This is a genomic window from Candidatus Neomarinimicrobiota bacterium, assembly GCA_021157965.1.
Taxonomy (GTDB): Bacteria; Fidelibacterota; Fidelibacteria; order Fidelibacterales; family Fidelibacteraceae; genus Fidelibacter.
The window spans coordinates 165,396-177,775 of the sequence record JAGGVO010000041.1; the positions used below are offsets into that span (position 1 = coordinate 165,396).

Sequence of the window (12,380 nt, forward strand, 5' to 3'; positions counted from 1 at the left end):
TCCTTCTCTTTATGATTTTATTTCATTGGAAAAGTAATGATACACTGCGTACCTCCCTGCCCGTGCAGTGTGATTGAACCTTTTAACTGGTCTGTGAGCAAATAAATCAATTTTAAACCAAAGCCACCAGTTTGATCCTGAAGGGGTTTTTGGGTAAAACCAACGCCATTGTCGGAATAATGCAGGGCCAGGGTGTTGGAATCCTTTTGTAAGAACTCAAGGGTTATTTGGCCCTGACGGCCTTCGGGGAATGCGTATTTATAAGAATTGGTCAGGAGTTCATTGATGATCAGCCCGATAGTAAACAGCGTATTGGGATCTAATGTCAGGTCCTGAATGTGTTTTTGTATTTTAACTTTCCCGGGTTCGTTGAATGAAACACTTACTTTTTGAATTAAATCATCCAGGTAAAAGCGCGTGGAAATTTCCCGGAAGTTGTCAGATTTAAAGAGTTTGTCGTAAATAGAAACCATGGTTTTAATCCGGTTTTGGGCATTCCTGAGGGCGGAAGCGGCTATTTCGTCATCCAGTTGTTTTTCCTGCAGGGATAAGAGGTTTGCCAGGGTGTTCATGTTGTTCTTTGTTCTGTGATGGATTTCCCGAAGAAGGATTTCCTTCTCCTTCAAAAGGTTTTCTATTTCTATGTACGCTTTTTTTCTCGATGTGATATCGCGGATAAATCCTTCCAGAGCAATAATTTCCCCATTTTCTGAAAAAACACCCTGCCCCTGTTCATGAACCCATTTTTCCTTCTGATTTATATCATGAATCCGATATTGGATGCTGAAGTGTTTCTTCTCACGGACACATTTTTGAATATCATCCCATACCATTTGTCGGTCATCGGGATGGATGATTTCGTTATACAGTGTTGACCTTACATAAAAATCTTCAGGGGGGTAACCGGTGAGTTTGATGGAACCGGGACTGACAAATTCCATCGGCCAGCCCGGTTTGTTTTTACACCGGTAAACCATACCGGGCAGATTGCCGATAAGTGTGTTGAGCATTCGCTCGCTTTCCCGGATTTTTTCCCGGATCTTATATTTTTCCGTCACATTGGAGAAGACGAGAATCACACCGCGGATTTGACCGTTTTTATCCACGATGGGGGCCGCACTGTCCGATATGTGATATTCTTTTCCGTCTTTGGCAATCAGCACGGTATGATTCGCCAGTCCGGCAAGTTTGCCTGTTTTCAGGACGATGGCAACAGGATCCATAACCTTCTGGCGTGTATGCACATTGATGATGTGAAAAACCGTGTGCAACGGGTGTCCTTTTGCTTCATCAAAGCGCCAGCCCGTCAGATTTTCCGCCACGGGGTTCATCTGTGTGATGTTGCCTTCAATATCTGTAGCAATCACGGCATCTCCGATGGAGTGAAGGGTGATGGACAGATATTCTTCTCTTTCGCGAAGGGCTTCTTGGGCTTTTTTCCGCGCGGTGATATCATGGACAATGGAATAGAGAAGATGTTTTCCGCCGATGTCGATGGGACCGCTGTATACCTCCACATCCCGGATTTTTCCGTTGGCAAGCCGGTGTTTAAAAACGAATTGCTTTTTCCCTCCAGTCTGTGCTTCTGTCATTGCTGCTTTGATTTTTTCAAATGGGAGGGTGTTGATTTCAGATATATTCATTCCACGAAGTTTTTCAATTGGCCAGCCATAATAAGCAACTGCCGCCCGGTTCGCGTTTGTGATGTTGCCTGTTTCAGGGTCTAAAAGGATCATGACAGAATTATTATCGTTGAAAAGGGCTTTATATCTGGATTTGCTTTCTTTCAGGATGGTTTCCTGTTTCAAGCGTTCAGTAATATCCCAGGCCACTGCAATCACAACTTTTTTACCAAAATAGGTGCCCGGTGAAAGACTGATTTCTTTGGGAAAAATCGTGCCGTCCTTTTTACGGGCCCGGAATATCAGCCGTTCCCGATTTCCGTTGTATGCATTTTTAATCTGTTGATCAATAGTCTTTAAATCATTTTTGCCTGGAGCTGCCAGAAAATGGTGGGTTTTACCAAGGATTTCTTTCTTGCTGTACCCGTACATTTCTTCGACCGTGTCATTCATAAACAGAATGATTCCCTCCGGATCTTGTATAAAAACAGCTTCAGAAATGCTGTTGATTATATCTTTGTACGTTTTTTCCGAAAGTTTCAGTTTTTCTTCGGCAGTTTTACGGTCTGTGATGTCTGCAATGGATATCAGCCCCGCCGGTTTTCCCTGATAAGTTATTGACCGTCCGTTCAGATACACCCAGCAATCTGATCCGTTTTTTTTCTTAATGATGAGTTCATAGGAATTCGTGGTTTCCTGGCCGGATTGCCTTTTCAATCCCCGATCTTTTACCAAAGACTTATAATCAGGATGAACAATCTCCCAGAATTTTTGCCGATAGAGTTCTTCTGCACTGAATCCGGAGATTTGTTCGCCGGCAGGGTTGGTATAAACCCAATAGTTATCCTGGTAGATCATGATGGCAAAAGGTGAGGCTTCAGCGAGTGAACGAAATTTTTCTTCGCTTTCCTTTAATTGGTTTTCAATACGAGTCTGCTCTGTAATATCCCGTATATAAGCGCCAACCCCCATTTTATTCCGGGCAAGAGGAACCGGGAAATTTCGGGTTTCATAGATTTTCCCGTCAATCTCCTCCTTTGAGATGATGATTTTATTTTCCCGGATGGCCAATTCGTCTGACCTGCGGTACTTTTCGGCATGTTGGCGGGGTAACAGATCAAAATCGGTTTTACCCAGAATCTCCCGCTTTCTTCTGTTAAAAAATCGGGCATTGGCATCATTGATCAGTATGTAACGGAATGATTCATCTTTCAGATATGCAAAATCATCAATAGAATTGATAAAGATTTCGTGTTTGCGTTCACTCTCTTCCAGGGCACAGAGCTGTTTTTGGAGTTTTATATGGGCATCATGAAGCTCAAACGCCATCTCAATGGATGAGAGAAGGACAAAATCACCGGAGTTTTTTATTACATAACCATACCGGGTGATAGTGCGGACCTTTTCAACCATTTCTTCTTCAGAATGTGATGTCAGAAACACAATGGGTATGCTGTGCTTTTTAAGAATGATTTTTGCGGTTTCCGGTCCGTCCATGCCCGGTCCCAGGTCAATATCCATTAAAATCAGATCAATATCCGCATGATTGTTCACGATTTCCAGGGCTGATTCGCCACAATCAGCGATCCGTGTTTTATACCCGTGATCTTCAAGGAGCATGGCTGTATCCAAAGCAATCAGATGTTCGTCTTCGACAATGAGGATTGTCAGATTTTTTTTAATCATGAAATCTCCGAAAAAGTTAATGTGTCACTTGCCTGGATTTCAATCCCCGGGGATTAAGCGGGGGAATGGAAATTTAGATACCGCCAAATATAACTATAGAGAGAATTTAAATCGATTGATAAAATGGAAAAAGGAAACGCTTCAGTATGCAGATCAGGCATTTTGATTGAAGCGGTCTCGTGAAGAAAGAAGGATTATATCGCGTAAACCCTGTTCGTTAGTGGCTTTATGCCAGCGTTTTTCAAAATCTTTTTTCTGCACGATTTGGGCAATGGCAGCCAGGGCTCTTAAATGGAAACTCCGCTGGTCCCGGGTTCCCGCAATGATAAAGAGATTTTTTACTCCAGGGTAATCCTCTGAGAATTTAATCCCCTCTTTTGCCCTGACGATGAGTAATTCAAAACGGTTCGTTCCCTCTACAATGACATGAGGAACAGCAAGAAAAGGCGTTAAAAGAGTGCTGCTTTCTTCCTCTCGTTTTTTAAGGAGTTCTGTCAGTTTCTTTTCATCAATATTCAGGCGCCCTGAGAGTATTTTCGCACTAAGCCGGAATAATTCATCCCGTGTAACTGCTGCTTGCAGGTCCAGTATGGGAGCTTTTTCCACCAGCTGATCAAAACGGTCCATACTGATATCGTCCCTTTCCCGGATAATTTGTTTCAGTTCTTCTTCCAGAGAGCCGGTAACCAGTTGCTTGTTTGTGATACGTGAGACAAGATGAAGGAGGGCGGATTCTTTATTAACCACTTTCCGGGCAAAAAACCAGTAATAAGTAAAGGCGATAAAAATCAGGATGGCACTAATCAGATAAGCATCGGATCCCACTTCGTACAAGACGAATATCAGGCCGGTAATACCCACAACCTGAAGCCAGGGATAGAGAGGTGATTTGTACAGGGGCCGATAATTGTGAAGAGCGCTTTCCCTCAAGATAATTACGCCAAGGCAGGCAAGGATGTAAGTCAGCATTAAAACCGTGGATGCTGCCTCCACCAGGATTTTCAGGTCCAGAAAAAGGCTGAGGACCATGAAAAGGCCGGTTACCAGAACAGCGACGTGGGGTGTTTGAAACCGTTTGTTAATTCTGGAGAGTTGTTCGGGCAGCAGATTGTCGCGGCTCATGGCAAGCAGGTAGCGCGATGCGGACATGAGTCCTGCATTGGCCGTCGATACAAAGGCAAGAATAGCCCCGATACTCATGGCAATAAAACCTGTTTGGCCTAAAAGTTGTTTACCCCCCAGTGAAATGGGGATCAGCGAATTGTCCAGTTTTTCCGGGTCTAATATCCCGCTGGTGACGGTGATTGTCAGGGCATAGATGAGAATGACGGTCGACAGGGAGAGCAGAATTCCCCGGGGCATGGTATTACCCGGATCCCGGACTTCCTCGGCCATACTGGCGACCTTGAGCAATCCCCCATAGGAGACAAAAACCAGTCCCGTTGCAGAGAAGACCGGTGCAATTCCTTTCCGGGCAATGGGTATCAGATTGGATATAATAATTTTTGGAAAACCGACGATGATATAGATCACCAGCAAAATAAGAAGTCCGGCCACGAGCCATGTCTGCGCCCGGGCCGCCTGTTTGACCCCCAGGGTATTCAAGATGACGAATAATATAACAAATCCTGCCCCAATCAACAGACCGTTTAAATCGATGATGAGCCGGAAAAAGGTAGTCATACCTACAATGGCAAAGGAACTTTTCAGGGTAAGGGAAAACCAGCTCAGCAGGCCGGCAACAGAGCCCACACCCGGGCCAAATCCCCGCATTACAAAAAAATAATCGCTTCCCGCCTTGGGCATGGCCGAGGAAAGTTCCGCCATGCTAAGGGCACCGATCCCTGCCAGCAAACCGGCCATCACATAAGACCATATCACGGCTGGCCCTGCAACCGAATGAGCCAGCCCCGGAAGAATGAACAGCCCTGAGCTGATCATGGCTCCTGTGGCAATGGTAAAGACATGGACAAGTTTTAGCCCTTTGTTCAGATCGGAAGAGGTATGCTCAGTCATGGCACTTCCTGTATCATATATGGGATGTAAAAGTTACGGCGTTATATGAATATAAAACCCCAGATTTCGAAATGAAATAAAATGATTTAGAAAAACACCTGCGACGGAAGTATAAAAAGGAAACGGGAAATTTTTAAAGGTGTATGTTTATAGAAATTGCCATGAAAGCCCTGCTCCGGTTCATTTTGGCATGGTTTTATGACCCAATACGGAAATTCATATATTATTAATTTCCTATTCGCGACGCCCCCACCCCGGGGATAAAATATATCTGTAAATGGTAAATGTCAAGATTATACCGTTATTTATATAACACAATATATCTATTAAGTCAATATGGCTTTCTGCCTGATGCAAGATCGTTGTTATACATTTCTTACTGAACATTTTACCGGAATTTTCACTAAAAACGACGTCATCGGTCCACCCTTCTTTGCTTAGAATTCATTTATCCCGATATTTTGTCCGGAATATTTGAAGCCGGGTTTGTCTGGTTTAATGAAAAGTTCCTCGTTAGATATTAGTATCTATTTAATTGGTAAATTGTATTCACGATTATTTTTTTCTAATTAAATGTTAATTTTTAAAAAAGAGTATCATGATTTTTTGGAGAGTGGTTTTATATACCCTATAAGCCGCCAGACAAACAGCAGGATCACCAGATAGGCAATCATGGCACCAAATGCAATCCAATAGCCGGTGATAGAGTTATTGAAGAAAACAATAGGCAGATTGAGAATGATGAGCAGCGGAAAGCCCAAAAAGAGGGCAATACCGCCGCCATAGGCAAGATCTTCTGCGGCCGGGGTTTCAAATTCCGGATCGGTGATGCGAATAAGCACCAGACCTGAATTAATTGTACCTGTCATTTCACCGAAAATCCCGATAAATCGTTCAAAATAGTAATCATCAAAAGCCCGCCTGGATGTCCATCGGATAATCAGAAAGGTTGTAAAAGCGGCAATACCTGACATTACAAGGATGGGCAGCCAATACTGGCCGATCACCGTAATACTGATGGCGGCCACCGAACCGGTGATCAGATAATCCACACTCACACCGGAAGCCCGGTTCATCAGCCCCTTATCGATGACATAACTTTTTTTTGTCACATCCAGGATGCGTCTGGCGCCCACGGCAATCAGAAGGGCAATCACAAAGTGAAAAGACCACAGGGTATCGGAAAATTCCCCGAGTCCCCCCGACTCCATCAGGAGTGTAACTCCCCGGATAAGCAGATATGTCAGAAGGTAAATGGTCCCGATGAGTCCGACCTGAAAAGCCATAGGTTCGATGGCTTCCGGGGAAAGGGTAAGAAATCCGGCAACACCTGGTGAATTTTCTTTTACAATACCGGTCCGGATGTCTCGATTCAGACTGTCTTTCCCTTTAATCAGGGCTGTTTCGCCCCGCAGGATGCCCCTGTTGACCAGGATAATGCCGGCAACGTAGGCAATCAGAAAGCCGATCACAGCAAAAGTGAGTCCGATCATGCCCCCATTTACCAAACCGGCTTTTTCCCAGCTGTGTCCCATGGTGTAAGCAATTCCGGGGCCCATACCAAAGCCCAGGGGAACCAGAAAACCGATACCTGCAAAAAAGTCCGGATTGAACAGATAGATTATAATAAAAGCTACAATAAGCCCGGCCAGGGCCTGGGTAATGTAACAGGTAAGTTCAATAAAGGCTTTGCTGACAGGTCCTTTACCAAATGAAGACTTTGACTGCTTTAAACCCAAGACGATAAAGGTCAGGGCCAGCAGATGGTAGACATACATTCCCAGCCTGTCTCCGTCCAGGGGAATAATATTCAGAACCTGGTTTCCCAAAATTAAACCGATAAAACCCCCAATAATGTTGTTGGGGATAAGAAAGCGTTGAAAAAAAGGGATATAACGACGCAGAATCGTCCCTACTATCAGAAAAAGACTCAGAAACGTAAAATCAAGAACTACATCCTTCAAATTGAGTGTAAGATCCCAAGGTGTCATGATATCCTCCTGTGTCGGTTTGGTAGTAGCCGCCGTGTAATATAAGATAAAATGAGAAGAAGATTAATAATGAGGGTGCGACAGGGAAAATTACATCGCCTTCGACGTTCAATAGCTTCGCTGCGCTCAGCATTCAAGTGTCATTTCGTGACATTCCAAAATTCCGTTGTCTTCGGTGTTTAAAGTGTTTTTTTTGAAAGCCGAACGCAGTGAGGCACTTCGAAGCAGTATTGGAATATTTTATAAAGCCATCACAATATTTATAGTGCAATAAAAAAAGCCCCCGCTGTAATCGCGGGGGCAGGATTGTCCGGATCAATATGGGAATTGATCAGAAGCGACGGTTTTCTTCGCGACGGGGACGTGCCTCATTGACACGCAAAGCGCGGCCGGAGAGCTCTTTTCCGTTGAGTTCTTCCATTGCTTTCCGTGCTTCTGCATCATCGCTCATTTCGACAAAACCGAATCCCTTGGAACGGCCGGATTCACGATCAGTAATGATGCGGGCCGATTCCACGCTACCATAACCCTCGAACAATGTTTTCAGTTCTTCTTCCGACGTCGTCCAGGGCAGGTTTCCTACATAGATATTCATACGAATCCTCTGCTTATCTGTCATGAATTAAAACCAGATCGTCAGGCCATGACAGCCAACCTGTAAATCTGCGTCCTGAGGACGGTTATCAAATGAAATCTGCTTCAGAACATGGTTAACCATCCCTGAAACGTTGAAAAATAATAACAATTGATGTAAATGCATTCTTTTTTTTAGAAATATGAAGATTTATTTCCGAAAAACAGCTGAAAAGTGATCAAAATGGACAATATTTTAGGGATTTTACGCTGGAATTCGTTTTTTTATGGCTAAAAATAGAAAACCCCCTCCGTGAGGAGAGGGTTTAAAGTCTGATCGCATATTTTATGACAGATCAGTAGCGCCTGCGCCGGGAATCGTTATCGGAAGCGGGACGGGCTTCATTCACCCGGAGTGCCCGGCCTTCCAGTTCTTTTCCGTTGAGGGCTTCAATAGCTTCCTGTGCCTTTGATTCGTTACTCATTTCAACAAATCCAAAGCCTTTTGAGCGACCTGAATTACGATCAGTGATGACACGGGCGGTATCCACCGTTCCGTATTCACCAAAAAGGTTCTTCAGAGTTTCTTCATTGATGCCCCAGGCCAGGTTTCCTACATAGATATTCATATCAATCCTTATTGTCTGTTGTGATGTGTTCATCAGTTCCCCCGGCCACAACAGCCAACCGGTTGAATCCGCGTCCTGTGGACGATGATAGCGTCAAGCCGGATTTTCTCCGGCAATTTCTTTCGACTTAACCTCAATATCAGGCTCATCTAAGAAAACAATGAAATGTACGGCAAATATTTTACATTACAAGCTTTTTATTTCAAAAAATTTTTTTCACATACAAGATCCTTATCTGTTTGTTGTCTTTCGTCCAAGGCTCTTTTGTTGATTTACCCTCTTATTTGATTTACCTTCAAATACGGGTTTATGAGAAAAAGGCGGTTGATGGCGGCAGTTTGAATGACAATGAATACCGTCCGGTTTTTCCGGTTATAATGAATGAAAGGAGATTTTCATGGAAAAATTGATCCAACCCCTGAAAGATATCAATTGGATTGATTTGGGTTTAGAAGCTGTAAAAGTTGTCTTAATTCTGGTTGTTGCCTGGATTATCATTAAAATCATCAAACGATCCCTGAGAAGCGTGGAAAAGCGTATGGTTGAAACCCGCATGATGGAAGGGGAAATTGCTACAGATTCCAGCAAACGAGTCCAAACTCTGATGAATTTGACCAGTCAGGGTGTGACTATTTTATTATGGGCTGTGGTGGTTCTTATGGTTTTAACCCAAATCGGTGTGGAGATTGGTCCGTTACTTGCCGGCGCCGGAATTTTCGGTTTAGCCGTAGGTTTTGGTGCACAGAACCTGGTAAAGGATGTGATATCCGGTTTTTTCATGATTCTTGAGGATCAAATCCGCGTAGGAGATGTGGCGATCCTGAACGGGACCGGCGGACTTGTGGAAAAGATGAATTTCCGGGTGACGGTTTTACGAGACCTTTCCGGAACGGTTCATGTTTTTCCGAACGGAAGTATAACGACCCTGAGCAATATGACCAATGAATGGTCAGCCTATGTGTTTAATGTGGGCGTTGCTTACAAGGAAAATACTGATAAAGTAACAGAGGTGATTCGGGAAGTTTTGGACGGCCTGAAAAAAGATGAATTTTATGGCTCCAGTATCCTGGAAACGGAGATTTTCGGTGTGGACGGACTGGGAGATTCGGCGGTTACAATTAAAGGCCGGATCAAAACCATTCCCCTGAAACAATGGGCAGTCGGCCGGGAATTTCTCCGCCGTGTCAAACTGGAATTTGATGCTCGTGATATTGAAATCCCTTATCCTCATCAAACGCTCTATTTCGGTGAAACCAGTAAACCCTTTGAACTTCAGATTATGGAAAAATTTTCCCGGGAAAACAAAGGTGTTGACCACTAAACAAAATCGAGTTGTATAAAGACCCATTGTTACTCTGTTTCAACGAGTTTGGAATACAAGACTCCGGCTTTTGCCTTGAGCTCTTTTATCGATCCGTCATTGTGGATTATATAGTTTGCACGGCGGATCTTTTCTTTTTCCGGCATTTGAAGTGACATTCTGAAAAGAATCTGTTCTCTGCTGAGGATCCCACGTTGCATGGCCCTTTCAACCCGATATGATTTGGGTGCAGTGACCACGAGGATGGCATCATACAAGTTTTCAGAACCTGCTTCAAAGAGCATGCTTGCTTCGATGACCAGAAGAGCCGGATTTTTTTTCGCGGCGGCCCGGTAAATTTCACCGATTCTTTCCTTCACAAGGGGGTGGATCAGAGTATTGAGCATTTCCTGGTTTTCCCGGGATGCAAAGGCCCTTTCCGCCAGAAGGGCTTTGTTGAAATCATTCTTTGAAGGGTAGATATCCTTGCCAAAAAGAATGCGGATTTTATCTTTCACGGTGTCGTCGCTGCGGATGATTTCTTTTGCAATGGAATCGGCATCATACACATCGGCCCCCCATTCTTTAAAGAAAGCGGCGACAGTCGATTTTCCCGCTCCAAGTCCACCCGTAAGCCCAAGGAAAATCATGAGATCCTCATAATGTATTCAAAACACTTTCCAGCCGTTTTGTAATTGCTTCAATCTCTCCCTCACCGGAAACCCGGCGTAAAAGCCCGTTTTTCTCATAATAATCTATCAGGGGATAGGTGTTTTTCCGATAAACATCAAATCGCTTAAGAATGGTTTCCCGTTTATCATCTTCCCGCTGAAATAAGTCCGTGCTGCCGCAATTCGGGCAAACAGCATTATCCGGCTTCCCGCCCGGGAAAGAGGGGGTTGCGGCGCAGTTCCTGCATGTCCAACGGCTGGTCAAACGGCGAAGCAGCTCCTCTTCGGGGACATCAATCAGGATGGCTGCGTCCAGAGGTGCCTGAATTTTTGTCAGCATGATATCCAGTGCTTTGGCCTGGGGGAGTGTCCGGGGGAATCCGTCCAAAATATACCCCTTTCCCGCTTTTTCAAATTCACTTACCTTTTTTTCCAGGATATCTATCATAATGTTGTCCGGAACCAGCATGCCCCGATTCATATAAGCGGCTGCTTTTTTTCCCAGAGTGCTTTGTTTTTCTGTTTCGGCCCTTAAAAGATCACCGGTGGAAAGTTTAATCAGTGATAACTGCTCTTTTAAAATATCTGCCTGGGTGCCCTTTCCGGATCCGGGTGCTCCAAGAAATACAAGTCTCATGCTTCAGTCTCCTTTGTTTGCGGGATTTTATGATAAATATGACATGAATGCAAGATATGGGAAAGAAGTCCCTGGAATCTGTATGTGGTTCTTCCGGCAAAATTGTCAAGAACCTTCGCTTGCGAAAGAATATCCGTCATAAAACAAAACGGCAAAGAAAACTTTGCCGTTTTGTATATACTTTGTGATAAGAGGATTTATGCTGTGGTTTTGGTTTCTCCAGGTGTTTTTTGAAGGGCAAGAATAAGGGATAGAATCAGGACGGCAAGCCCGGCAATAATGAAGTTGATTTGTACTATCAGTGATGGGAACAGTCCGCTGATAAAAATCCAGATTCCCAAGATTCCAGCGACAATCGCCGGCCATTTTTTTGAAGCGGTAAATCCGAGCAACGCTATCAGTATTCCTGCAATGATCATATTCCAGTTTACCTGTACACCAGGTATAAAACCGGAAACCACAAGCCATAATCCAAGAATCACATTAACCCATGCTTGCCACATTTGGCACCTCCTTTTTTTTTGTGACATTTTGAGTTTGTTATTATCAAATGTCATCGATATTTGTCTTTCCCTCTTTACTTAAAGTCTGAAAAGCCAAGATATGTGTCCGGTCGAATATTCATAGTTACGCCTTGTATGATAAGGTAGCAGCTGTATTTCTGTTTTTCAAGTAAAATTTTATATCATTTTACTTGTTTTCTATCTTGTAATAATTTTTAATATGTCTCCAGTGCTTTCAGAGCAGCATGATAATCCGGTTCCCGTGTAATTTCAGGAACCAGTTCCCGGTATACAATGACCCCATCGGGATTGATAATTAGCACAGAGCGGGCCAGGAGTCCCGCCATAGGTCCGTCTTCAATCCGCACGCCGTAATCTTTCCCGAAATCTCCATTCCGCAGTTCACTGAGGGATATCACATTGTTGATCCCTTCTACAGTACAAAATCGTTTATGGGCAAAGGGAAGATCCTTTGAAATACATAAAATGCGGGTGTTTTTCAGTTTTACCGCCAGCGTGTTAAAGCGCCGGACGGACATCGCGCATACGTCCGTATCCAGGCCGGGGAAAATATTCAGCAAAAGGGTTTTCTTTTTGAAATCTTTCAGTGAAACATCTTTCAGATCCGTTGTGGTGAGAAGAAAATCCGGAGCTTTATCATTTTCACGGGGAAGATTTCCATGTGTATGTATGGGATTGCCTTTTAATGTAATTTGCGCCATCACAGACTCCTTGTGTGCCAGATTTTATAG

Annotated in this window: 10 protein-coding genes; 1 reads left to right on the forward strand and 9 read right to left on the reverse strand. The window is 44.0% G+C overall.

Features of this window, described 5'->3' with window-relative positions; translation table 11 throughout:
• Positions 1 to 17: 17 nt before the first annotated feature.
• The 5 genes from J7K63_05945 to J7K63_05965 all read right to left on the reverse strand — a co-directional run bounded on the left by J7K63_05945 (position 18) and on the right by J7K63_05965 (position 8,517).
• Positions 18 to 3,308, reverse strand: coding sequence for a PAS domain S-box protein (locus J7K63_05945; GenBank protein ID MCD6234560.1), 3,291 nt, complete (start codon positions 3,306 to 3,308; stop codon positions 18 to 20).
• Positions 3,309 to 3,461: 153 nt separating this feature from the next.
• On the reverse strand, positions 3,462 to 5,324 hold the full coding sequence (locus tag J7K63_05950) for an amino acid permease (GenBank protein MCD6234561.1): 1,863 nt from the start codon (positions 5,322 to 5,324) through the stop codon (positions 3,462 to 3,464).
• Between the two features lie 596 nt (positions 5,325 to 5,920).
• Positions 5,921 to 7,315 (reverse strand): hypothetical protein, encoded by a 1,395-nt coding sequence (locus J7K63_05955; GenBank protein ID MCD6234562.1) that lies wholly within the window; start codon positions 7,313 to 7,315, stop codon positions 5,921 to 5,923.
• A gap of 331 nt (positions 7,316 to 7,646) precedes the next feature.
• Positions 7,647 to 7,910: an RNA-binding protein gene (locus tag J7K63_05960; protein MCD6234563.1), complete on the reverse strand. Its 264-nt coding sequence runs from the start codon at positions 7,908 to 7,910 to the stop codon at positions 7,647 to 7,649.
• Positions 7,911 to 8,244: 334 nt separating this feature from the next.
• Positions 8,245 to 8,517: an RNA-binding protein gene (locus tag J7K63_05965; GenBank protein ID MCD6234564.1), complete on the reverse strand. Its 273-nt coding sequence runs from the start codon at positions 8,515 to 8,517 to the stop codon at positions 8,245 to 8,247.
• A gap of 397 nt (positions 8,518 to 8,914) precedes the next feature.
• Here J7K63_05965 and J7K63_05970 point away from each other — a divergent pair, with 397 nt between their 5' ends.
• Positions 8,915 to 9,838 (forward strand): mechanosensitive ion channel family protein, encoded by a 924-nt coding sequence (locus tag J7K63_05970; protein ID MCD6234565.1) that lies wholly within the window; start codon positions 8,915 to 8,917, stop codon positions 9,836 to 9,838.
• A gap of 29 nt (positions 9,839 to 9,867) precedes the next feature.
• Here the strand turns inward: J7K63_05970 and J7K63_05975 are convergent, their stop codons facing one another.
• The 4 genes from J7K63_05975 to tpx form a co-directional block, all read right to left on the reverse strand.
• Complete coding sequence (locus tag J7K63_05975; GenBank protein MCD6234566.1) at positions 9,868 to 10,467, reverse strand: dephospho-CoA kinase; 600 nt, start codon at positions 10,465 to 10,467, stop codon at positions 9,868 to 9,870.
• A 7-nt stretch (positions 10,468 to 10,474) separates the two neighbouring features.
• Positions 10,475 to 11,125: an adenylate kinase gene (locus J7K63_05980; GenBank protein ID MCD6234567.1), complete on the reverse strand. Its 651-nt coding sequence runs from the start codon at positions 11,123 to 11,125 to the stop codon at positions 10,475 to 10,477.
• Positions 11,126 to 11,322: 197 nt separating this feature from the next.
• A complete protein-coding gene (locus J7K63_05985) occupies positions 11,323 to 11,628 on the reverse strand; it encodes an SPW repeat protein (GenBank protein ID MCD6234568.1) in 306 nt (101 codons plus the stop codon).
• A gap of 215 nt (positions 11,629 to 11,843) precedes the next feature.
• Positions 11,844 to 12,350, reverse strand: a complete 507-nt coding sequence (gene tpx / locus J7K63_05990) for a thiol peroxidase (GenBank protein ID MCD6234569.1) — start codon at positions 12,348 to 12,350, stop codon at positions 11,844 to 11,846.
• Positions 12,351 to 12,380 lie beyond the last annotated feature (30 nt).